Genomic DNA, 23404 nt, shown 5'->3' with positions numbered 1-23404 from the left:
TATGAAGAAAGTACTAAGTACTTTACTATCATTTAAAATACTCACTTTATAGCATTTTTTGTTTTTCTTAGATGACCACGTATTCTACAGTTTCTTACAATGATGGTGCAGATAAGATCTAGACATTTTCTTTAAACCAATCAAAAGCTTTTTTAAAGAAATTAATATTTTCATCAAGTCTAATATGAGATAAAGCTTTTTGCTGCTTTAATGCATGAATTTTTAACATTCCTATAGCTGCAGAATACATAGCAGGATTATAGTCTTCTGTAAAACCAGCAATAATCTCTGGTTTACCAATTCTAATCTGTTTTTCAAAAATTTTATTTGAAAGCTCTTTAAGCCCTCTAAGCTGAGATCCACCTCCAGTAATTACAACTCTAAAAACTTCCAACTGACCTTTTGTTGCTTTATCATATTCTGCTTTTACCATTGATAATATTTCTTCAGCTCTTGCACTTATTACCTCAGCTAATCTATAAATCGTTAATGAAATATTTAAATTATTAGGAGTATCAACCTGAAAATCATCAATATTTATAATACTATCTTTCTCAAATAAAGGTATAATTGCATTACCGTATAAAATTTTTAACTTCTCCGCGGTAACAAAATCGATTCCGAATACTTTAGCAATATCCAAACTAATATGGAAACTACCTATATTTAAATACCATGTATATATTAATTTATCGGCAAAAAAAATGCCACAAGAAGTTGTTTTATCTCCCATATCTATAATAAGCGCACCTAAATTTTTTTCATCATTTGTAAGACAGCTAATAGCAGAAGCATAAATTGCTAGAGTAATGTTTGTAACTTCAACATGACATTTAGCAAAACATTGTACAATATTTGATAATAAATTTGAACTAGCAGCAATAATATGTAATTCACAACTAAGTGCTCTACCGTACATACCGATAGGATTCTCGACTGAATTATTATCAAGTGTAAATTCAAGAGGAAAATAATGAATAATTTCCTGATTTTTAAATTTAAATTCAACTAATGCTTTTTGTAGTAACTTTTTAATATCCTGCTGTGTTACGGTTTGCCCGTTAATTTTAATGGTATAATTAATATAATAAGATTTAGTCTCAGCTCCCGACAACGATAATATAACTTTTTTTATGTTTTTACCGCAATCTTTTTCAAGTGCATAAATTGCTGTAAGAATACTAGTTTCAGCATTTTTTAAATCTAATATCACTCCTGACTTAATCCCTTTAGAATGATGTAAATTTTGGCCAGCTACTTTAATTTCACCCTTTTTACTAATATAGGCAGCAATTACGGCAATCTTACTACTACCGAAATCAAGTGTTACAAAATTTGATATTTTCTCTTTCATTTTTATGCTTCTTATTATAAAAATTTCATTGCAAAGAGTGCAACCAACGTTGCAATTCAGAAAAAGATTTTAAAAAATTATGTAAATCAGAATTTTTAACTTGATTGCTTCATTGAATTACTACTTAATTCTAGTCATAACTACAGGAAACTGTAAAATGCAAACAAGCTTGCTTGGCAATGATTATTCTCAATATTTCTGTATATAATATTTATTTCTATCTCTTAAATCCAAAGCCTTATAATTTTGATTAAAAAGCCTATTATTCTTATTGAGTGCATCGATATACTTTAATGCTGCTTCAAATTCTTTTTCAGGTAATTTTATACTTATATTCCCTTTAAGATTTAAATCCCATCTTCTATCTCCAACTCTTATAGCAACTAAAGTTTTATTTAGTAATGCAGGATATTTCTTCAGCTCTAATACTAATTGACTTGCATAGATGTTCGCACCTTCACCTACAACATGTAATAAGTGAGAAAAAGGTTGGATATCTTTACTAATTTTGTAACCTTCTTCATCAACTAGGAAAAGTTGATTATTAATTTGCCAAATAGCAATAGGTTCTCGTTCAAATAATTTTATATATACTGTATTTGGTAATCTTCTACTTACATATACTTCCTTAATCCATTTACTTTTCTTTAAATTATTGCTAATTTCATCTAATTTAAGAGCAAAAATAGAACTGCGCTTATTCGCATTTAAAACCTTTAATATTGTAAGCTCATCAACATTTTGCTGCCCTTCAATAATCACATTCTCAAGTCTAAATCCAAGTTTTGTTGTAATTTGATATATATTTGTTATTAGGTATGTTTTTATGCTAGTAAAATATTTGGTAAAAACAAATAGACATACAAAGATCATTAAAACAATCTTAAGCCCTAATATTGCTTTTTTGTACATTAAGCCCAATTTTCTGCGTAATGAAATATTATTAGTATTTTTTTGTTTTTTTTTATTTGAGCTTGTTTTTTGTCTCATGATTCAAAACTTGCCATCTTTATAATTTCTTCAATTAAGTTAGTAAAACTTATCCCTGCATAAGCTGCAATTTCTGGCACTATTGATAAAGGCGTCATCCCAGGGTGTGTATTGATCTCCAAAACATATAATTTGTTTGTCTGCTCTTCTAAAATGAACTCTGCTCTAACAGGACCTTTACAATTTATTGTTTTATAAATTTTTTCTGATTCTATCAGTAATTTTTTATATAAATTAGCAGGCAGCTGGGCAGGACACACATGCTTAGCAAATCCTTTATTATATTTAGTTTCATAATCATAAAAACGATTTTTTAGTAATTTAATTTCTAAAACACCTAAAGCTTTACCATTTAATAATGCTACTTGCAATTCTTGCCCTTGTATATACTGCTCTATTATTATATCTTCACCATAAGGAAAATCATAATCTATAAAGTGAAAATCATCTTCCTCAAATATTACTTCAACACCAATACTTGATCCTTGCTTAAGAGGTTTTATTACATATGGTCGCTTCATAGGATCAGTGTTTATATGATCGCTTTTACTAACAACAATGCTGTCTGCCATGTTAATATTATTTTTTAAGAAACAGCTTCTAGAGTGTATTTTATCGAATGCTAACGCTGAAGATAATACACCACTATGAGTATAAGGAATACGCATTATATTAAGTAATCCTGGTAAACAACCATCTTCACCATATGTACCATGTAAACAGTTAAAAACAATATCAGGGTTTATTTCTTGTAATTTAACCGCAATATCTGCCCCCATATCAATAAATGTAACTTTATATCCTAATTCAATTAAAGCTTTACTAACTCCAACACTTGATATTAAAGATACCTCACGCTCGGCAGACATACCACCAGCTACTAATGCTATATGCTTTTTACCGGTACCACTTAATATTTTTACTACAGAGTGTTCTAGCAAATGTGTTTGATATTTGTTCATATTTTTACTTTTTTATTAGTATTACTAAAATATAAGTTGCAATAAATATCAGTATACTTGAAAAGATTTTTTCTCAATCATCTGCTAAGCACATCTTCGTAATAACGGTTTTTAAACATATTTTCCAATTCTTTTTATTTCCCAATTCAACTCCACTCCACTATCTTCAAATACTTTTTGCCGTACAAAATTACCTAAATCTTCTAAATCTTTAGCAGTAGCATTGCCATTATTAATCATAAAATTACAATGAAGTTCTGACATTGAAGCACCGCCTATTCTATAGCCTCTAAGTCCTGCTTTGTCAATAAGTTCCCAAGATTTACACCCTACAGGATTTTTAAAAGTACTTCCACCTGTACGCTCTTTAATAGGCTGTGTTGATGATCTTGTAGTATTTATTTTATTCATCTTTAATAAGATATTCTGACTATCACCTTTATTTGCTTTAAAAATAGCTTTGAGAAGGATTAAATCTTTTGGTAAATTGTTACCACGGTATTTAAAACCGATCTCTTTATTCGTAAATGTTAAAAAGTTTCCTAAAAAATCAAGTGCTTCAATCTGCACTATAATATCTTGAAATGCAGAGCCATAAGCACCAGCATTCATCACTACTCCGCCACCGATAGTCCCTGGAATACCCACTAAAAACTCAAAACCGGAAATAGCATTTGCTTGACAAAATTTTGCTAAATTATAATTAAGGCAACTGCTCCCTACTATCAAATGATTATCTAAAAACTCAATATTGTTAAAATTCTTACCAAGCTTTATAACTACCCCTTCTATTCCACCGTCTCTTATAATAATATTTGAGCCCGATCCAAAAGTAGTGATAGGTAATTTTTTATTATTTTGTATTAAGAAACTTTTTAAATCTGCAGAATCGAAAGGTTTAAAGAAAATTTCAGCATTACCACCTACTTTAAACCATGTCAAATGTTTTAAATTATAATCTTTTTTATACTCACCTTTGATTATCGGTAAAATTGACATATTTTTACTTTCATCGAATAACTTTATCATAAGAGCTTGTATCGAAGTCTGTATTTTGAGAGCTCGCTAAAATCTCTTGTGATAACAATCTCCTATCTAATTCATTAGCAAAACTTGAAATATTACCTGCTCCCATCATAATTATCATATCACCGGAAGCTGCATGATCTATAATAACACTAACAACATCATCTAGCTCTGCTAGAAAATTTGCCTTATCGTGATACTTATTCTGCGTCATCTTATCAACTAAACTTTGTCCTGTAATTCCTTCTATAGGCTTTTCACCTGCAGCATATATATTGGTAATATAGAGTATATCCGCATCCGCAAAGCAAAGCATGAAATCATCAAATAAATACTTTATTCTTGAATATCTGTGAGGTTGGAAAATAGCAATAACTTTACCGTTTTGTTGATTTGCTATATTTTTAGCCGTTGCAAGCGTTGCCTTTATTTCCTCAGGGTGATGAGCGTAGTCATCAATAATCACAGCTTGATTATATTCAGCTACTTTAGTAAATCTCCTTTTTACTCCTTTAAAATTATTAAAGCCATTTTTAATAGCTTTAATACCGAAATCTAATTCTATTCCGACTGCAATTGCGGCAAGACTATTTAAAATATTATGTCTTCCAGGCGTTGGAATAGTAATTTTTTCAATAATAGTTGTGCCTAATACATTTGGTAGACTAATTTTTACGTCAAAAGTAGAGGAAGCAATATCAGTATTAATATTAAACGCTATAATATGAGCATCTTCTGCATCAATTCCATAAGTAATAATTTTCCTTTCAGTAATATCATCTACTAACTTACGCACTATTTTATGATCGATACAACAAACAGCAAAACCATAAAAAGGTAGATTTGTAATAAAACTTCTAAAAGCACCAATTAATATTTCAAAATCTTGATAATAATCTAAATGTTCAGGGTCAATATTAGTTATTATTGCAATAGTTGACGGAATGTGAATAAACGTTGCATCAGATTCATCAGCTTCAGCAATTAAATAATTACTTGAACCAAGATATGCATTAGTAGATTTATTATTTATAATTCCGCCATTAATAACCGTAGGATATAAGCCAGCTGCTTCAAATAAACAAGCAATTAAAGAAGTAGTAGTTGTTTTACCGTGCGATCCAGAAACTGCTACTGAACATTTTAATCTCATAAGTTCAGCAAGCATTTCAGCACGCCTAATAATCGGAATTTTACGTTCTAATGCCTCTTTTATTTCAGGATTATTTTGGTGAATAGCTGATGAGATAACAACATACGAAACATTTTTAATGTTCTGCTTAGCATGTCCTAAAAATATTTTAATACCATATGACTCAAGTCTTTTAGTATTATAATTTTCTACTAAATCGGAACCTTGTACTTTATAACCTAGATTATGTAATATCTCAGCAATACCGCTCATTCCAACACCACCGATACCTATAAAATGTATAGTTCCTAAAGTTTGATTAGTTTTTTTTAATTCAAGTAATAGCATTGAAGTTTAATCATTTAAAGTTGAATTTAGCATAAAGATCATTACCTATGTATATCATCCTATAATTAAAGTGTTGCTCACTATATTAAGTTATACGTACTATTCCTTAGCTTATGGATTCTTGAATATTTTCAAAATTGATTTTGGTATAATTATAACATTTTTACACTTCATCTACCCTATCAAATTTTGCTTCAGAATAGAAATTTCCTTGCAGCCCACTCACTTTTAGATCAATTAAAAATTGAGCTATTTCTCCATTTTCTACAAATTCAGCGACAGTTGCAATACCTAAATCTTCTGAAATTCTAATTAATCTTTCTACAAAATACCTACTTTGTACATCACTTGTAATACTACGCACATATTTACCATCAATTTTAATAATATCAATTGGTAAGCTTTGAAGTTGTTTAAAAGAAGTGAAACCAGAACCAAAATCATCTAATGCAAATTTACATCCATACTTACGTAGTTTATTAATAAATAAAGTGATTTTATCATAATTTTCATTGAAAGAAGTTTCTGTAATTTCAATAATTAAACGATCTCGCACATTATGAACTTTCAATAAGTTTTCTGCTATTTCACATAAAGCTTCATCACTAGTTCCTATATTTGAAATATTAACTGCTAACATTAAGTTAGGATTACGTGCCAGTTCATTAATAGTCATTTCTAAAACGATTTGATCAATTATAAAAATTAATCCTTTATTTTCAGCAATAGGTATTATCTGTCCTACAGAAATATAAACACCGTTTTCGTCAGGTATACGAAGAAGACATTCATAATAATGAATTTTCATAGTATTACGATTTATTATAGGCTGATAAGCAAAGCGCATAGTCTTTTTTACTAAGGCTTTTCGTAATAAGTTCAGCTGAAGATTAGATTTTCTGATATTTTCCAAATCATGTGCTGTACTACTATATTCACGATAATAATAATTATTATTTTGTGAAAGTAACATATTTAATGCTTTTGCAATTGATTCCGCATTATTCATTACTGTTGTAAATTTAATACTTGCTATATAACAATTCATATAAATTGCTGGCCTCTCTTCATTAATATAAAGCTGCGACAATAAATATAATTTTCTAGCAAAATTTTTAATTAGGTCAGAATCAGTAGTATTGAGTATAAATAATATTCTATCTTCATTTATTATCTTAAATGTAGCGAAAATATTAAGTTCTTTGCTTACATTTTTAATGATTTGATCTAAATCCTGAATAATAAAATGCTTATCTTGCTCTATAAATTCTATTTCATCATAATTAATTAATCTACAAGCGAAACATACACCTTTTTGCAATTTATCTATCTCATATTGTAAATTTTTATAATCCGTTATTAATTCTGACATTGCAATTTTTATCATAAAATTATATATTTAAGAATATTAAGACATTTTTACTTTAAATGAAATAAAAATATGAGCCGCATAAAAAGGATGCAAGAAAAATTAAGTGTGTTAAAACCATATTTTCAAGAAATAATAGATGAAAGTTATAAGCATGCTAGTCATTATGATGGAATTCATAGTCATATAAAAATAAGAATTTCTGCAGAAACATTACAAGAGCAGAGCTTGATTTCATATCATCGCACTATTAATAACTTACTCGCGGATGAATTTAATAATGGCTTGCATGCGTTATCGATAGAGGTATTATGAAAACAAATAATATTTTAAAAGTAGCAGTTGGAGCCAGTAGCGTAGCACAAAAAGCTCTAAATAGTATAGCAAATAAAAGCTATAGCATCATTGAAGATAAAATACTTAAAGGTCATTACATTACTCGCGCAGAATTTGAAAAATTACAAACTTTAGTAATAAAACTAAAAAAAGAATTAACAGAGTTAAGTGGCAAATAATTAATTAACTATCTTTAGAATTTTTACTTTCAGATTTTTTATTGCTCACTTAATATTATTTTTATTAATTTAAAAACTGCTGTTTTATCACAACATTTATTTCAAGTGCTTTCTTTAGCATCTTTAATTTCATATATAGGATTCATATGCGGAGGATGTAAGATTCTATTACAATTGCGCATATTGCACTTTTGTACTTTTTATATTTTCAGTAGTACTCACTGCTTTGCTATACACTAAATCTGTAGTATAACAAAGTTATCTTTATACTCTTTCATTAGATAAGGAAATCAATTGAATATTACTTATTTGCTTCAGTTTCTAGCATTTTATTAAGATTTCTTAAAACACTAATTTGTCAAATATTTTACTCTTTATAAGAGAAAAAACTAGTAATAACGCTTTTACTTACTGTATAAGTTCCTGTAATAATGAATGAGAATCATTTATACTCTTTTTAAATAATCGATTTTATACCAACGACCAGATTTATCTAAAAACCTTACATCAAACATACTTTGCTCATATAAATTATTATAATGTATAACTCTTTAAGTAATAAGTAAATAATATGATCAATATTTACTTTAATAGAATAATTATTGCTATTAAAAACATTATGTGCTTTGATCAGTTCGGATTGATACTCTTGCCGACATGCCTGGGACTAGAGTATCATTTGTGGGTGCAAAATCTATTAAAACAGGTACACGTTGTACAATTTTAGTAAAATTACCAGTCGCATTATCTGGTGGAATTAAACTAAATTTAGCTCCGGTAGCAGGTGCAATATTACGAATCTTCCCGTAAATTACCTTGGCAGGCAAAGCATCAAATACAATTTTGACTTTCATTCCGGACTTAAAATTCTTAATTTGGGTTTCTTTAAAATTAGCCTTAATATACATAGTATTATCTTGCACTATAGAAAATAATACCTTGCCCTTTACTATATAATTCCCGATTGCTAAATTACTATTACTAAATATGCCTGGTACCATAGCAATAATTTTAGTATTTTGTAAACTTCTTAAGGTTACTTTTTTATTTTCTATTAGTTCTTTAAGTTTTTCCTGTGCTGCTGCTTTTTCAAGTTCAAGAAGTTGTAAATTGTGCTTAGATATATCTAAATCTAATTGTGCTTGCTTATACTCCGTTTTAACTTTTTGATATCCGTTTTTAGAATCATCTAACGTTTTAGAGCTAACAAATTTAGCATTACTTAATGCCTGTACTCTAGTCAAATCTATTGAAATAATATCAAAGCTTATTTTAGTCAGCTTTAATTTTTCAGTCACTTGTTCTAGACGCATCTGTCCTATTGAAATTTTTTTTTCTATAATTTCTATATTTTTTATGCAAGCTTGAATCGATGCATCAAGTGCTGCAAGCCTTGCCTTATAATCTCGATCATCAATTTCACCTATAAGATCACCTTTATTAACTCTAGTATTATTGGTAACGAACAACTTTGTTAAAACACCGCTAACTTCGGTACTAACATTCGAAATATCTGCATCTATATAAGCATTATCAGTAGATTGCGTATTGGCCCAAACATAAATTCTATATCCAAAATAAGTAAATACTATTAAGACTATAATAATTACATACTTAATAAATGAATGATATTTATATTTGTAGATAACTTGTTGTAATACACTGAACATAATGCACTTTATCAATCTACTCTATGTTTTAAAAAATAACAAATTGGTATAGAAAGAACATATATCATTGCAATTAATGGCAATGAATACCATGGATATATAATAAGATTTATAATCACAATAGCGACTAAAATCATTGCAAGAGATAAATATTCAGGTTTAATACTTAAATTTTTTGTTGAGATTGTAGGAAGCCTACTAGCAAGTAGAAAAGCTACAATAGCTAAATATATATTAATTGTTATAGTATGAGTACGTGTATTGATATTTAATAACGTACCAATTTCAAAATCTATCATTACAGGCGTTAAAGCAAGTAAAGCACCACATGGAGCAGGTACACCAGTAAAAAAATCTTCAGTTTTTTTATCGTGTTTCAATTGATAAATCCCAACGTTAAAGCGAGCTAAACGTAGTGCCATACACACTATAAATAACAGCATTACCGCTGATGAAAACACCTTATACTCATATTGTTGAAAAGACCATAAATATATTAAATAAGCAGGAGCTATACCGAAATTAGCAAAATCACATAATGAATCAAGCTCTGCACCAAATGGACTAGCTGCATTTAGTATCCTGGCTATTCTACCATCGATACCGTCAATAATTGCTGCGACTATAATACAATATACTGCAAGCTCCCATCTACTATCCAAAGCAAATTTTATAGAACTCATACCAATTACTAAACCAAGCAACGTAATAAAGTTTGGAATTAGTTTTATTAGAGGTACAGGCTTAGTGATTATAGATCTACGAATTTTTAACAATTTTAATACTCAAAAATACTTAATAAAGAACATCATGAGTTAAGCTAATGCAAGGAACGTTGGGAAACTTATAGACGAATTTTGAAATTCCTGCATAATAATTAGTGTGTAATTCTACTGTACAATAACTAGTAGTTACTTCCGCTCAAACTTAAATTCTTCTGTCTTTTTACGTCCAAAATCAGCAATGATAGTTTCACCGCCGATAGCAGTCTGTCCTTTACTCACTAATAAAGCTGTTTTTAACGGTAGATAAACATCTACTCTGCTACCGAAACGAATGATACCGTATCGCTCACCCATTTTTACTTCATTATCCTCTTCTAAATCACAAACTATACGCCTTGCTATAAGTCCAGCTATTTGAACAAAAACAATTTTCTGTCCTTGATCAGTTTCCATTAATACTGACTGGCGTTCATTATAAAGACTCGCTTTATCAAGTGAAGCATTAAAAAACTTGCCTGGATTATAATGAAGTGCTAAAATTTTCCCATTTGCTGGTATTCTATTAACATGGATATTAAAAATATTTAGAAAAATACTAACTCTAATCATTTCTAAATCACCAAGCCCTAATTCCGGAGGTGGTGATGCTTCCTTAATTTCTTGAATTATTCCATCTGCAGGACTGATTACTAAATCATCACTTATAGGTACAAAACGATCAGGATTACGGAAAAAATAAATACACCAAATAGTAGCAATAAATCCAATACAACCAAGTTTTTCATTAAACGATGCTAATAAAAAACTTACTAATGCAAAGCTAGCGATAAATATATATCCTTCACGATGAATAATTTTAAATAAATCATTATATTGTTTCATTTTAATCTCTATAAATCTCCTTATTATTTTAAACTATACCGGCTCTGCATTATCATCTTGGTTCTCAAGATCGTCTGCATCCTCTTCGTGAGTGCTAGCTTTTGCTTCTTGAGCAGAACCAAGAGCATACACGCATAAATCTGGCAGTGGGACAGAGTTCTTTTTTGCAAGATCATTTAGCTGCGATATTGCTTTCATCACTTCATCAGGAATAGTACCGCCTCTTTCATCAGATAACCATTTTGCTTGAAATTGCAGCGGATGATGCCCTTCTTGTGGTGTGCCTATATAAAACTTAAATTTTGCTCTTTGTCCACCAAAATCGCAATCAAATTCAAACTCTTTATAAGATGCCATAACTTTATGTAAGTATTAATTATATAATAATATTCTAACAATAAAAATTCGAATCTTAAATAATTTCTATCCAAGCTGTCACGATATCAGATCTTTTAAAACTTATGGAATGCTTTTTTACTACAGATATAGTTATAAAATATTATTTCGCTAAAAAACATCTTTCTAATTATCAATTAAAATAACTGATACAGATAACCTTTAATATTTTTAAAGTTTCTTAGCAAGATAACGATTTGCACATATAAATTTATCGCTAGAATCTATAATTATCCCACCTGCTTCCTTAATAAGAAGCTCAAATGCATAATATAATGTAAAATTTAATAATGATAAGCATATTAAATCCACTTTACCTAAAGATACAAGAGCAGCTCCATAGCAAGGAGACCCAAAAGATCTAATATTATCTCGCTTTATTTCTTCAAAATTATCATAACTTAAACCTTCAACAATTGCTAAACAATTCTTTAAATCTGCATTATCAGACACTCTCAGTCTTAATCCATGATAATTAGAGTTAAAATTATTTTTTTCTATCCAAGCTCCTTTACCCTTTTCAGCATAATAAATTTCATTAAGAACAGGAAAATATATTACAGTAGAAGCAGTAGTCAAAGCATCTTGATTCCTTTTTAAATAAGTTACGGATATAGCAAAAAAAGGTATACTCCTGCAAAAATTATTTGTGCTATCTATAGGATTAATTAAAATGATACTCTCATAATTATCATTTAAATCAAATATATCTTCTGGAAAGAATAAATATTGTGTATGTCTTTGTAATTCTTTACATAATAAAGTTTTTAATTTTAAATAAGATCGTTGACAAAATTCTTCATTTCTTACAGAATTTTTCTGTAGCATCTCTAGTTCTAAAAAATCTCTATTTAAAAACTTAACTGCTTTACGCATCGCATTCATTAATAAATTAGTTATAGGTTGCATAATGAAAATTTATTTAGCACGCTCTACATATGTCATATCATCAGTTTTAACAACAATTTTTTCTCCTATTGCTAAATATTGCGGCACCTTAACTTTAATACCGTTTTCTAAAATTGCAGGTTTATAAGAAGAGGTAACTGTTGCTCCTTTTATTACTGGATCAGTTTCACTAATTGCTAATATAACAGTTGGAGGAAGCACAATAGTTAAAGGCTTGTCATTATAAAATTCTACTTTAACAATCATATTTTCAGTTAAAAAAGGTAGTTTTGCTTCTAAAATTTCCTTAGGAACATTTATTTGATCAAAATGCTTAGTATCCATTAATACTAAATTATTACCTTCAAAATATAAAAATTGACAATCTTTTTGTTCAAGTTCAGCTTTTTCTAAATAATCAGAAGAGCTAAATCGACCATTACGCTTTGTACCTGTTTTTAAATTTTTCATCTCAACTTGCACATAAGCACCGCCTTTCCCAGGCTGTGTATGTTCAGGCGTTTTGCTTACAACCCATAAATCATTATTATAAACTAGTATATTACCTGTTCTAATTGAATTTGCTGAAATTTTCATATATTATAAATTTTAAGACTTTTAATTAATATAAATATACAAATTATTTCCTTTAAATACAAGAATTTAATCTTATGACCACAATATTAGTAGTAGACGATATAGAAACCAACATTAAGTTACTAACAGCAAAACTTTTAAAAGAGTACTATACAGTTCTTACTGCAAATAGCGGAAAAGAAGCATTATCAATTCTTAAAAAGGAGAAAATCGATACTATACTCCTTGATGTTATGATGCCGGAAATGGATGGATTTGAGGTATGTAAAATAATCAAAACAGATCCAGGCACTACTCATATACCTGTTGTAATGATCACTGCACTTTCTGATATTGATGATCGAGTAAAAGGTCTTGAAGCAGGAGCTGATGAATTTTTAATAAAGCCTATTAATGATACTGCTTTATTTGTAAGACTGAAATCACTATCTAGAATGAAAAGCTTAATTGATGAGTTAAAACTTCGTAATAGTACTAATGCATTATTAGGCGTAACAAATATCGAAATTCATGACAATTTGACAGATAAAAAAATATTACTCATTAATGATGATGTAGTACAAGCTAAAAATATAAAACAAATTCTAGTTAAACTTACCAAGTACGTAAAGGTAATAAGTAATTCAGATGAATTAGATATTATAAATGAATATACACCAGATTTAGTCATTATCAGCAGTACACTTGAAAATGAAGATCCTTTAAGAATCAGTGTTATTTTAAGAGGTAAAGCAGAAATAAGTGGCGTGGTAATAATTTTACAAATTGATGAAGATGGAATGCCTTTAGTTGTAAAAGGTATTGAACTCGGCATTAATGATTATTTCATTTATCCTATAGAAGAAAATGAATTACTGGCTAGGATTAGAACACAATTAAGGCGTAAACAATATCAAGATAATTTACGTAATGATCTTGAACAAAGTGTTAATTTAGCAGCTAAAGATGGTCTAACAGGTTTATTTAATCGTCGTTATTTTGATATACATCTCAAACAAATGATTGAGAAAGCTAATAAAGAAAATATTAAATTATATTTACTGATGTGTGATATAGACAATTTTAAACATGTAAACGATACTTACGGTCATCAAGCAGGAGATAAGGTTTTAACAATTGTATCACGTATTTTGAAAAATACTCTCAGAGTAACAGACTTAATAGCAAGGTTCGGTGGTGAAGAATTTACTATACTTTTAACAGATATAGATATTTCTAAAGCAATTGAAACTGCGGAAAGAATTAGAGTAAAAATAGAATATATGGATTTTTATATTGAAGGTCAAATTGAACCGTTAAAAAAAACTATTTCAATAGGAGTAACGGAATATAAAAAAGAAGAATCGATAGAATCGATCATTAAACGTGCTGACAAAGCAATGTATAAAGCTAAAACAACTGGAAAAAATAAAGTAGTACAATTATAAATTTTCTTTGATTTTTAAAAGTAAAAATAATGAAGAATTCTTCTAATAAATATCTTGATTTACCATATAGACCAGGTGTAGGCATGATGATATTAAATGCTGATAACCAAATATTTGTCGGGAAAAGAATAGATACAAAAATATCTGCATGGCAAATGCCTCAAGGTGGGATAGTTCCAGGTGAAACACCGAGTATTGCAGCAATGCGTGAAATGTTAGAAGAAATAGGAAGCAATAAAGGCTATATTATTGCGGAAAGCAAATGCTGGTATAGTTATGATGTACCAAGCTTTTTAATACCTAAATTATGGAACGGTAATTTTCGTGGACAAAAACAACGCTGGTTTTTAATTAGGTTTACAGGAAATAATAAAGATATTAATATACATACATCTAATCCAGAATTTGATCAATGGCGTTGGACATCACTTGACGAGCTATTATCTATTATAATTCCTTTCAAACGCAAACTTTATCAAGCAGTTGTAAAAGAATTTGAATCATTAATTCAGTAAAAACTGATATATGCAATAAAATTGAATTAGGTTTAATTTACTATATTTAATCGCCTTTTAATTATCTATTTGACCTAGCTAGATATATGTTTAGTGCTACATATTATTAATATTCGTGATATCTCTTATGCCTAAGATAATTATTGTTAAAATTATAATACTTGCAGCAACAATGTTTTATTCAATTAATTCATTGATAGCATTAAATAAACAGTTGAGGTATTCCGCTAAACAATAAACTAATATCACAACTAGATGAATGATATGTACTAACATACTTTATTATGTTGTAATTATTTTTACCTATTATATAGGCAGTAAATGCATATTATAGATATATCAATAGAATCTCTTTTGATGAAACAAGTTTATAATACAATAATAGGATTTGTTTTTGTTACACAATAACTTTATCAATGTGAGCTCTTACTGCATTAAAAATCATGATTTTAATCTTTAAATATAACACCAATCTAGATTTATTAACAATATGTATCAAAGTATTATCAGATTATAAAACATTTTTAAATATCAAGAATATACCTGATTTATACAATCACAATGCTTTGTTATTGCTAAGATTAAATTTTTGATAAAATTTAATATGCTAATTTAGCATAACATTATGTGTATATCATATATCTTATTATCAATATAATTGTTATAATTTAGTTCATTGAAGCAATATGATCATTGTGTGATTTGTGCTATTATTATACTTAATATCTAATATTAAAGTTGCTTTCTTTGAGATTATTAATTGCATCCCCACAGCACTTACTACAACAAAGAATGAATGATTACACTATCCTACTTTATAGTTGCAAATTCTATAGCTTCATTTTATCTAAAATGATTTCAGATAATACTTCAAGCAACTACAGTCAAGCAGCTCACATTTTCTCACTTATTTATTATTATCAATTTATTCACTATTATAATGTTCATCTAAATATGATATAACAACTAGTCCCTAAAATTTCTCCTAATAATTTTGAGACTATTCTTCACTTTTTTGTGAAATTGATATTAACAAGTCTATAGTATTATGAGTTTATTAAAGACTTCTTGCATAACATCTTTCTAAATGTAATGCAGCACTTGAATCCTTATATAGATTTGAATACACTGCATTTCTATGTCTAATAGATTTAATATTGTGAAATTAAAGAGATATTGTAACTTATCCTCAAATACCTAAAATGCTAGTATTTTAATTGTTTTACTATGACTAAATACTGAAAATAAACAATAGCATATCATCGTGATTTAGCGAATAACCGCTAAAAACCCTATAATATGGATATATTCTTTTAAAACTATTCAAGTGTACTAATTATAGAATTGACAAAAAGACGAATGCATGGTAGCGGGAGAGGGATTTGAACCCACGACACACGGATTATGATTCCGTTGCTCTAACCAGCTGAGCTACCCCGCCATAGAATGTTGATATTTTGTTTTAAAATAGTAATTTTAACGTTTAGAGAATTGTGTTTTCTTACGTGCTTTACGTTGTCCGTATTTCTTACGCTCTACTACCCTGGAATCACGTGTTAAAAGACCACCTTTACGCAAAATAGCATGAAAACATGGAGCAGATTTATCCAAAGCTTTAGAAATTCCATGTAAAATAGCACCTTTTTGTCCTGAAATACCTCCACCTCTAACAGTACAAATTACATCATACTGATCAATAGTTTTTGTTAAAAGAAATGGTTGTAATATAGTTTTTATATAAGTTTCAGAAGGAAAATACTGATTTAGTATTTTATTATTAACAACTATTTTTCCTTTGCCTACTTTAAGCCATACTCGTGCTATAGCATTTTTCCTTTTACCTGTTGCATAAAACTGACTTGCATTATCTATTTTTGCTTTAGGAACTTTTAACACTGGTTTTAAAGATTCTTTAGTTAACTGCTTGACTACTTTTTCTGTTTTAATTTTCAACTCGGTCATACTCTATTACTTTTTATTTTTTGGATTTTTGCTAGCAAAATCATAAACAGTGGGCTGCTGTGCCATATGTGGATGTTCACAATTTGCATAAACATATAAATTACTCATTTGCTTCGCACCTAAAACATTTCTTGTAATCATTCTTTTTACAGCCATTTTAATAACTCTCTCAGGATATTTACCACTTAAGATTTTACCTGCTGTAGTATCTTTTATTCCACCTGGAAATCCTGTATGTCGATAATATACTTTCCCATCTTTATGATTCAGTTTTTTACCTGTTAATTTTATATGTTCTGCATTTATTATAATTATATTATCACCACAATCTAAATGAGGTGTAAAGCTAGGTTTATGTTTGCCTCGTAGCATAATAGCAACTCTGCTAGCAAGGCGCCCTAGTACAATATTTTTTGCATCAATGACCCACCATTTCTTTTCAATTTCCGATGGTTTTGCTGAATAAGTTTTCACAACAGTCTCTATTTAATTAAAAATTAAAGAATTAAAAAACACTTAAATAGCATTAATACCAGCTATTTGTCAAGTTAAATATCTCGTTTATTTGAAATTTACTATCTCATACTACAAATACTCTAGGCGTATGTGTATGTATTCATCCATACTCACCACTCATATTCTAAGCTAACGCTTTTTTAAATTAAACTGCATCTACCGATGCATATTTATTTTACTGCCGAATATTACTTTTCTATCGGTAGAAAAATATAAAGTATTATTTGATCTTAGTCCATAATAACGAATATTTTTCATAATTTGGATAATATTGGGATTCATTTTTAATACATTATTATCAATGTTGAAACTATATAAAATACCATTAACAGAAATGACATTTAAACTTTGCTGATTATTATTATCAACTCCTACAAAAGGCACTAAAAAAGTAGTAGGTTTTAGTCTCTTATCATCTTTCTCATAGTTTAAATCAGCTACAAACTGTACTTGCCCTGTTTCAGGATTCAATGCTGCTATTTGTCTAGCATTATTTATTATAAATAAGTTATTACCAATTAAAGCCATTGATTGAATATCATCAGCATTTATCTGCCACAACACACTACCTGTTAGTAAATTAAGCTTAATAAGCTTACCAAGACCGGTTGCTATATACAGGTTCATATTATCATGAACAGGGGCACATAAAATACTTGCTGCATCAAAATTCGGTATAGCTGTATGATCATTAAGATTTGTAAATTCAAAACTCCATCTTACTTCACCGTTTTTGATATTTAATGCAATTACTTGACCTGTGTTATAAGTTACTATTACATTGTCATGCTGTACTATCGGAATCATAGAATAACTAGCCGATAAAATTTCTGCAATGCTTTCATGATCCCATAACGTTTTTAAAGTTGCTGAATCTAAAGCAATAGTTTGATTACTGATAGTTTGCACTAAAATAGTATTATTATTTAGCGCAATAGGCTTAATTCTAATAATATCTGGAAGTTCTTTTCTAATAATTTCATAACCTGATTTTGCATCTAGTACTATTAATAACCTTGCACCGTATGTTATGTACAATTTACCATTATGGTATAAAATTCCTCCACCTATATAATTATCTTTTTTATGTTTACTTAAATTATAAGACCAAATAACCTTATTTTTCTCTATAGAAAATGCAGAAATATTAGATCTAATATCCAATACATAAATCATATCGCCTATAAAAACTGGCTCAGTAATTATTTTACTTTTAGCGAAACTATATTGTTTATTCTTCAGCATATTTACATTAAATTGATATACCTTTGCATTAGAATCTAAATATATAGGTTCATTAGTCTGAATTTCTAATTTAGGAGTCAACTCAACAATATTTTTTACCCTTTTCGATCCAAGCCCGTTACACGAAATTAAAATAAACGGTAATAATAGAAGTACTATTTTTTTTTCCATATTTGTCTGTCCTGAAGTGCAAATCATTATTTACTTAAATTTACAAGCAATGCTTTAGCTTGATCTTTTAACAAATCCGATACATTATTCGAAGCTAATAAATTTTTTAGATTTTTCTCTGCTTGCGTTTTCATATTATGCTTAATATCCAAAATAGATTTTATAATAGTTGCTGTAGCCCAAAACGGTTTTTTCTCATCATCAAAATAGTCTAAATATTTTTGCAATTTTTCCTTATCTTGAATATCAAGATTTTGATCATCAAGAACAATACAGCACCATGAAATTCGTGCATAAGAAGTAGAAATTTCGGAATATTCTTTATTTTCAATAATTTTATTAAGAAGCTCTTTTGCTTCTAAATATTTTTTTTCTGATATCTTTAGCGCTACTTGTTCTAATGCAGCTATTTCTTTTATTTTAGTATTACTACTAGTAACTAAATTCTCTAAAGTATTAAAAGCTAATTCGTTATTAGCTTTTGTTGTGTCCAAACCAATAGTCTTAACAAGGATATCGCCATTTTTTTTATTATTTTTAATTCTGTTATCTTTATTATTATTAATAATAACCATTATAGTAATAGCTACTATAGAAATGATTATTATAATCAGTACAAGCTTTTTGAAAAAAATTAACCTTTTTTCTTCATTTTGATCACTCAGTACTTCATCTAAAATATCTGTCATATTTTATTATTTTTATTTATTTTTACAGCCAAATTTGATCTTGGCATCTTCTGCCATTTTTTTAGATACAGAAGTTCTATGAATTGGAAATTCCTTATCAAGCGTAACAAGCACATTACATGCTTCCTGCATTTTTTTTAGCTCACCTAAGGACAGTGCTAACTTCAATAACCCATCAGAAGATTTTGCACCTTTCGGTGACTCTTGATAACATTTTAAATAGTTAATTGCTGCTCCATTATAGTCTTTTTGTTTAAAAAAACATTCCGCATACCAAAAATACGCATTACTAATTAGCGGACTATTAGGATATTTTTGGATAAAATTTTTAAATTTATCTTTTGCTTCAGTCAGTTTATTATCTTTATAAGCAGCAAGCGCTAAATCATAAGCTTGTTTATATGGAGCGATATCCTTATTCACGTCAAAGTTTTTTTTAGGTGTATTGTCATGAATATCTTTAAGTAAAGCTATATCAAAAATATCTTGTTTGTTTAAATTATGCGTTTCTAAAACTTCAATATTTTCTTCTTGATTCGGCATATTTAAGTTCTGCTTTAGCAGATCAATTTTATGTTGTAAAATCTCAACTTCACTGATTAGCTTTCTTATTGCTTGTTCTTGTTCATCTAGTCTATTTTCAAAATCATTATTTACTGCATATTTTAAAGGCCTTCCTTGAAGGATTTCACTTTTTCCTAAAGAAAATAAAAAAGTTAGTAATAAAATGATAAACTTCATATTTTGTAAAAATTTATAACTTTTTTATAATAGTGAAAATTTTTTAATATTCCACACAATTTTTTATATTTCCATAATCTGGAATAAATCGTCATGAACTACACAGACATATTGTTACATACTGCTAAACTACGATATGTAAAATTTACATACTCAATAATACATTAAAATGTATACTTAATTATATACAAGAATTCTATCATGAACAATTAATACTACCGTCATATACAAAAGTTATTGTGACTGTGGTACCTTTATTTATCTGACTTTGCAAATCAAATTTACCATTCATAAGTTCAACTAGCTTTTTAGTAAGCGGCAACCCAAGACCAGTACCCTCATATTTTCGACTAAGTTCACTATCAATTTGACCAAACTCTGATAAAGTTTTTGGAATATCTTTTTCCTCAATACCAATGCCGGTATCTATAACTTTTATATATACTAATTTTGCTAACTCGTCTTTTTCAAGTGCAATAGTAACACTACCGCCGGTATTTGTAAATTTCACAGCATTTGATAAAAGATTTAATAACACTTGTTTTAGTCTTTTTGGATCAGCATTTATAACAATATGCTCTTTCGGCAATCTACTAATTAGCTCTACTTCCGCTTGATCTGCACGAGGTTTAATCAGTATTAGCGAAGAACTAATTAATTTATTTAAATCAAGATCTATATTATCTACTTTTAATTTATCAGCAGAAGCTTTAGAAAGATCTAAAATATCATTAATCATACTAAGCAAATGTTTACCAGCATCATGTATATCTTTAATATAATTTTTACTTTTTTCTGTATCTCGTTCAGACATCAGAATCTCTGAAAAACCTATTATAGCATTAAGTGGCGTACGTAATTCATGACTAATATTAGCAAAAAACTTTGTGTTGGATGAGCTAGTTTTTTCTACTTTTACTATTTGAGCTTTTAAATTGCGATTTGTTGCAAGCTGCTCCTCGATAATTTGTCTAGCATAGTTAGTATTACTAATAATTATAGTACAAAATATTATAAAAATAATTATAAATGTTATAAAAACCTTTTGTTCAAGAGATGTTATATTTTTCCACTGACTAGTAATATTAGTATTAATCTCAAATACTGCATCTACAGAAAAATCTAAATTATGATCTATAACAGGGATATAACTAGTAATAAAAGAAGCGTGTTCTATTGTTAAATCACTTTCATTTTCTATTACTACCTTTGGTAGTAATATATGACTTGTAATACCTCTAAAAGCATCGCGCAGTGGAGCTTCTGAAGTAAAAGATTTTAAAAAAATTTTATCGATTTTTGCTATTACTATCTCAATTAAACTATCATTTTTATAATTGTCAACACTATACATATGTAACATATTACTAGTAATAAATTTATTACCTTTGAGATCGTAGAGAGAAATATTAATATTAAGATTGGTAAACCATTGAGCAGTAATCTTTACAAAATTAATAAAATCTTGATCTTGTAATAATTTTAAATAATCGAATTGATGTAATTTACTGATGACGTTTTTATGAATATTCCAAATATTATCAGTGTACAGTTCTACAATTTTAGTATGTTCCAAAGCTACTTGTTTCATTATCATTTCTTTTATCATAAAATAACGATAAAACAGCATATTTATAATAATATTAAGAAACAATATAATGAATGACAATCTTACTATATACTTATTATGGTTCATTACGAGCCCTAGTATTAATTTTTAGCTTAACTGATATCATAACTGCGCATTGGATTGTGTACATATTAAATCGTTATTTCAAACGAATAAAAGAATTGTTGCAATCATAAAGTATGATTCGAGAGATTACATATATCAGTTTTCTAAGCGCTTATGACTACAATCTATCAATGTATTAAAGCCGAGAATAATATTATTATCTCCACTTATCTCATTCCACTTATCTCATTGTTTAGCGTTCTCTTGTGTCTCAAGATTCATATTAATAATTAACCCTGTAATTACATCATAAGCACGAGCAAATTGATAATCTTTTTTATATAATTCCGATAATTCACTCTCTTCTTGCTTATTATTTTTGGCTTTTGTTTCTTTTTTACTATCTTTATTTTTTTCATTATCATTCTTTAAGTAATTTTTTAAAGAACTTTCTGAAAAACGCTTATCTATTTTTTTAACTTCTGGATACTCAACTTTTGCCGGCTCAATTAAAATATCAGGCTCTATTCCTTCTGCTTGAATAGAACGACCGCTTGGGGTATAATATTTAGATATAGTTAGTTTTACAGCAGCCCTAGAATTAATTTGTGTTAAAGCCTGAACTGAGCCTTTACCAAAAGATTTAGTACCAAGTATTATTGCTCTTTTATGATCTTGCAAAGCTCCAGCAACTATTTCTGACGCAGATGCAGAATTACCATTTATCAAAACAATCATCGGTACTCTTGGTGCTTTTAACGAAAACTCATTCGCTTTAGTTTCGCTATTACTTGACGTAGTTCTACCTTTTGTTGTAACAATGACACCAGAATCAATAAAATAATCACTAACGGCAATAGCTTGATCAAGTATACCACCAGCATTATTACGTAAATCGAGAATTATACCTTTAAGATTATCTTTGCTTTCAGTTTTTAACTTCTTTACTGCTGCCTTCAATTCAGAAATTGTTGACTCATTAAAAGTCGTGATACGTATATATGCGATATTATTTTTTTCTAGATGTGCTTTTATCGGTTTGATTTTTACTATTTCACGAGTAAGTTCTAGCTCTTGTGGTTTTGCTTCTTCTTCCTTGATTATCAACAATCTCACCTTAGTACCAGGTGTACCACGCATTTCTTTTATAGCTTTATTAGGACCAAGTGTAGAGACTAATTCGTCATTCACTCCTACTATATAATCACCACCTTTAAGCCCTGCTTTAAAAGCTGGCAAATCGTCAATAGACGATATTATCTTAATTGCACCACTATCATACATTATTTCCACACCGATACCACCAAATTCACCTTTTGTAAAAGTAAAAATATCTTCTAAATCTTCATCGGTGTAATAGTTTGAATGAGGATCAAGTGAGTTTAACATACCGTTAATTGCTTCATCTATCATTTTTTGCCTATCAGGTACCTGCACGTAATCCTTTTCGATACGTTCAAATACATCTTGAAATTGCTTATAAGCTTCTTGATTTGATATTTTATTTTCAGTTTCTTTTCCTTCTACTACACAATTTATACTAAAAAATAGTGCTATAATAAAACGTAATAACATAATACTCCAAATATATGTGTTTTATCACATCCTA

At 28.6% G+C, this 23404-nt stretch carries 23 protein-coding genes and 1 tRNA gene; 4 read left to right on the top strand and 20 right to left on the bottom strand.

Annotated features, from left to right (window positions below):
• Positions 1-118: 118 nt before the first annotated feature.
• The 6 genes from ftsA to RT_RS01185 form a co-directional block, all read right to left on the bottom strand.
• Entirely contained in the window at positions 119-1354 is a 1236-nt protein-coding gene (ftsA, locus tag RT_RS01210) for a cell division protein FtsA (protein WP_011190709.1), read from the bottom strand.
• Positions 1355-1543: 189 nt separating this feature from the next.
• Positions 1544-2344 (bottom strand): cell division protein FtsQ/DivIB, encoded by an 801-nt coding sequence (locus tag RT_RS01205; RefSeq protein WP_011190708.1) that lies wholly within the window; start codon positions 2342-2344, stop codon positions 1544-1546.
• Positions 2341-3306, bottom strand: coding sequence for a D-alanine--D-alanine ligase (locus tag RT_RS01200; protein ID WP_011190707.1), 966 nt, complete (start codon positions 3304-3306; stop codon positions 2341-2343). The genes RT_RS01205 and RT_RS01200 overlap by 4 nt, the downstream gene beginning before the upstream one ends.
• A 111-nt stretch (positions 3307-3417) precedes the next feature.
• Positions 3418-4305 carry a UDP-N-acetylmuramate dehydrogenase gene (gene murB / locus RT_RS01195; protein WP_011190706.1) on the bottom strand — a complete coding sequence of 296 codons (888 nt, stop codon included), beginning with the start codon at positions 4303-4305 and terminating at the stop codon, positions 3418-3420.
• Positions 4306-4315: 10 nt separating this feature from the next.
• Positions 4316-5812 carry a UDP-N-acetylmuramate--L-alanine ligase gene (gene murC, locus RT_RS01190; protein ID WP_011190705.1) on the bottom strand — a complete coding sequence of 499 codons (1497 nt, stop codon included), beginning with the start codon at positions 5810-5812 and terminating at the stop codon, positions 4316-4318.
• Positions 5813-5975: 163 nt separating this feature from the next.
• The gene (locus RT_RS01185; protein ID WP_011190704.1) at positions 5976-7199 is read right to left on the bottom strand and encodes an EAL domain-containing protein; all 1224 of its coding nucleotides are present in this window, start codon (positions 7197-7199) and stop codon (positions 5976-5978) included.
• Positions 7200-7253: 54 nt separating this feature from the next.
• Between RT_RS01185 and RT_RS01180 the strand changes: the two genes are divergently transcribed.
• Positions 7254-7496, top strand: coding sequence for a BolA family protein (locus RT_RS01180; RefSeq protein WP_011190703.1), 243 nt, complete (start codon positions 7254-7256; stop codon positions 7494-7496).
• A complete protein-coding gene (locus RT_RS01175) occupies positions 7493-7696 on the top strand; it encodes a hypothetical protein (RefSeq protein ID WP_011190702.1) in 204 nt (67 codons plus the stop codon). The genes RT_RS01180 and RT_RS01175 overlap by 4 nt, the downstream gene beginning before the upstream one ends.
• 617 nt (positions 7697-8313) lie before the next feature.
• Here the strand turns inward: RT_RS01175 and RT_RS01170 are convergent.
• The 6 genes from RT_RS01170 to efp all read right to left on the bottom strand — a co-directional run bounded on the left by RT_RS01170 (position 8314) and on the right by efp (position 12854).
• The gene (locus RT_RS01170; RefSeq protein WP_011190701.1) at positions 8314-9366 is read right to left on the bottom strand and encodes an HlyD family secretion protein; all 1053 of its coding nucleotides are present in this window, start codon (positions 9364-9366) and stop codon (positions 8314-8316) included.
• Positions 9367-9377: 11 nt separating this feature from the next.
• A complete protein-coding gene (locus RT_RS01165) occupies positions 9378-10142 on the bottom strand; it encodes a CDP-alcohol phosphatidyltransferase family protein (RefSeq protein ID WP_011190700.1) in 765 nt (254 codons plus the stop codon).
• A gap of 135 nt (positions 10143-10277) precedes the next feature.
• Positions 10278-10973 carry a phosphatidylserine decarboxylase gene (locus tag RT_RS01160; RefSeq protein ID WP_004598533.1) on the bottom strand — a complete coding sequence of 232 codons (696 nt, stop codon included), beginning with the start codon at positions 10971-10973 and terminating at the stop codon, positions 10278-10280.
• 33 nt (positions 10974-11006) lie between these two features.
• Positions 11007-11330, bottom strand: coding sequence for a DUF2610 domain-containing protein (locus tag RT_RS01155; protein WP_011190699.1), 324 nt, complete (start codon positions 11328-11330; stop codon positions 11007-11009).
• Positions 11331-11540: 210 nt separating this feature from the next.
• Positions 11541-12278 carry an inositol monophosphatase family protein gene (locus RT_RS01150; protein ID WP_011190698.1) on the bottom strand — a complete coding sequence of 246 codons (738 nt, stop codon included), beginning with the start codon at positions 12276-12278 and terminating at the stop codon, positions 11541-11543.
• A 9-nt stretch (positions 12279-12287) separates the two neighbouring features.
• On the bottom strand, positions 12288-12854 hold the full coding sequence (gene efp / locus RT_RS01145) for an elongation factor P (protein WP_011190697.1): 567 nt from the start codon (positions 12852-12854) through the stop codon (positions 12288-12290).
• A 74-nt stretch (positions 12855-12928) separates the two neighbouring features.
• Here efp and RT_RS01140 point away from each other — a divergent pair, with 74 nt between their 5' ends.
• Entirely contained in the window at positions 12929-14281 is a 1353-nt protein-coding gene (locus tag RT_RS01140; protein WP_011190696.1) for a PleD family two-component system response regulator, read from the top strand.
• 29 nt (positions 14282-14310) lie between these two features.
• On the top strand, positions 14311-14796 hold the full coding sequence (locus RT_RS01135) for an RNA pyrophosphohydrolase (protein WP_011190695.1): 486 nt from the start codon (positions 14311-14313) through the stop codon (positions 14794-14796).
• A 1364-nt stretch (positions 14797-16160) separates the two neighbouring features.
• Here the strand turns inward: RT_RS01135 and RT_RS01130 are convergent.
• The 8 genes from RT_RS01130 to RT_RS01095 form a co-directional block, all read right to left on the bottom strand.
• Positions 16161-16237: transfer RNA gene (locus RT_RS01130), tRNA-Met, on the bottom strand.
• 35 nt (positions 16238-16272) lie between these two features.
• Positions 16273-16758: a 30S ribosomal protein S9 gene (gene rpsI, locus RT_RS01125; protein WP_011190694.1), complete on the bottom strand. Its 486-nt coding sequence runs from the start codon at positions 16756-16758 to the stop codon at positions 16273-16275.
• A gap of 6 nt (positions 16759-16764) precedes the next feature.
• On the bottom strand, positions 16765-17232 hold the full coding sequence (gene rplM, locus RT_RS01120) for a 50S ribosomal protein L13 (RefSeq protein WP_011190693.1): 468 nt from the start codon (positions 17230-17232) through the stop codon (positions 16765-16767).
• A gap of 198 nt (positions 17233-17430) precedes the next feature.
• Positions 17431-18690, bottom strand: a complete 1260-nt coding sequence (locus RT_RS01115) for a PQQ-binding-like beta-propeller repeat protein (protein WP_014419415.1) — start codon at positions 18688-18690, stop codon at positions 17431-17433.
• Positions 18691-18716: 26 nt separating this feature from the next.
• Positions 18717-19379, bottom strand: coding sequence for a DUF2659 family protein (locus RT_RS01110; RefSeq protein ID WP_011190691.1), 663 nt, complete (start codon positions 19377-19379; stop codon positions 18717-18719).
• A 12-nt stretch (positions 19380-19391) separates the two neighbouring features.
• A complete protein-coding gene (gene ybgF / locus RT_RS01105; RefSeq protein ID WP_011190690.1) occupies positions 19392-20120 on the bottom strand; it encodes a tol-pal system protein YbgF in 729 nt (242 codons plus the stop codon).
• Between the two features lie 199 nt (positions 20121-20319).
• Positions 20320-21816 carry a sensor histidine kinase gene (locus tag RT_RS01100; RefSeq protein ID WP_011190689.1) on the bottom strand — a complete coding sequence of 499 codons (1497 nt, stop codon included), beginning with the start codon at positions 21814-21816 and terminating at the stop codon, positions 20320-20322.
• A gap of 225 nt (positions 21817-22041) precedes the next feature.
• The gene (locus RT_RS01095; RefSeq protein WP_011190688.1) at positions 22042-23370 is read right to left on the bottom strand and encodes a S41 family peptidase; all 1329 of its coding nucleotides are present in this window, start codon (positions 23368-23370) and stop codon (positions 22042-22044) included.
• Positions 23371-23404: the final 34 nt, after the last annotated feature.

The organism is Rickettsia typhi str. Wilmington, assembly GCF_000008045.1.
Lineage (GTDB): Bacteria > Pseudomonadota > Alphaproteobacteria > Rickettsiales > Rickettsiaceae > Rickettsia > Rickettsia typhi.
The sequence above is the reverse complement of the archived record's forward strand: the minus strand, read 5'-3'. Positions and strand labels throughout refer to the sequence as shown.

Excerpts from the sequence above, each read along its gene's own strand:
- ftsA (WP_011190709.1), bottom strand. The coding sequence starts at position 1,354 with ATGAAAGAGAAAATATCAAATTTTGTAACACTTGATTTCGGTAGTAGT.
- RT_RS01185 (WP_011190704.1), bottom strand. The coding sequence starts at position 7,199 with ATGATAAAAATTGCAATGTCAGAATTAATAACGGATTATAAAAATTTA.
- RT_RS01155 (WP_011190699.1), bottom strand. The coding sequence starts at position 11,330 with ATGGCATCTTATAAAGAGTTTGAATTTGATTGCGATTTTGGTGGACAA.
- RT_RS01095 (WP_011190688.1), bottom strand. The coding sequence starts at position 23,370 with ATGTTATTACGTTTTATTATAGCACTATTTTTTAGTATAAATTGTGTA.
- RT_RS01170 (WP_011190701.1), bottom strand. The coding sequence starts at position 9,366 with ATGTTCAGTGTATTACAACAAGTTATCTACAAATATAAATATCATTCA.
- RT_RS01180 (WP_011190703.1), top strand. The coding sequence starts at position 7,254 with ATGAGCCGCATAAAAAGGATGCAAGAAAAATTAAGTGTGTTAAAACCA.
- ybgF (WP_011190690.1), bottom strand. The coding sequence starts at position 20,120 with ATGAAGTTTATCATTTTATTACTAACTTTTTTATTTTCTTTAGGAAAA.
- RT_RS01110 (WP_011190691.1), bottom strand. The coding sequence starts at position 19,379 with ATGACAGATATTTTAGATGAAGTACTGAGTGATCAAAATGAAGAAAAA.
- murB (WP_011190706.1), bottom strand. The coding sequence starts at position 4,305 with ATGTCAATTTTACCGATAATCAAAGGTGAGTATAAAAAAGATTATAAT.
- RT_RS01100 (WP_011190689.1), bottom strand. The coding sequence starts at position 21,816 with ATGAACCATAATAAGTATATAGTAAGATTGTCATTCATTATATTGTTT.
- RT_RS01115 (WP_014419415.1), bottom strand. The coding sequence starts at position 18,690 with ATGGAAAAAAAAATAGTACTTCTATTATTACCGTTTATTTTAATTTCG.
- RT_RS01150 (WP_011190698.1), bottom strand. The coding sequence starts at position 12,278 with ATGCAACCTATAACTAATTTATTAATGAATGCGATGCGTAAAGCAGTT.
- RT_RS01205 (WP_011190708.1), bottom strand. The coding sequence starts at position 2,344 with ATGAGACAAAAAACAAGCTCAAATAAAAAAAAACAAAAAAATACTAAT.
- RT_RS01160 (WP_004598533.1), bottom strand. The coding sequence starts at position 10,973 with ATGAAACAATATAATGATTTATTTAAAATTATTCATCGTGAAGGATAT.
- rpsI (WP_011190694.1), bottom strand. The coding sequence starts at position 16,758 with ATGACCGAGTTGAAAATTAAAACAGAAAAAGTAGTCAAGCAGTTAACT.
- efp (WP_011190697.1), bottom strand. The coding sequence starts at position 12,854 with ATGAAAATTTCAGCAAATTCAATTAGAACAGGTAATATACTAGTTTAT.
- RT_RS01175 (WP_011190702.1), top strand. The coding sequence starts at position 7,493 with ATGAAAACAAATAATATTTTAAAAGTAGCAGTTGGAGCCAGTAGCGTA.
- RT_RS01200 (WP_011190707.1), bottom strand. The coding sequence starts at position 3,306 with ATGAACAAATATCAAACACATTTGCTAGAACACTCTGTAGTAAAAATA.
- murC (WP_011190705.1), bottom strand. The coding sequence starts at position 5,812 with ATGCTATTACTTGAATTAAAAAAAACTAATCAAACTTTAGGAACTATA.
- RT_RS01140 (WP_011190696.1), top strand. The coding sequence starts at position 12,929 with ATGACCACAATATTAGTAGTAGACGATATAGAAACCAACATTAAGTTA.
- RT_RS01135 (WP_011190695.1), top strand. The coding sequence starts at position 14,311 with ATGAAGAATTCTTCTAATAAATATCTTGATTTACCATATAGACCAGGT.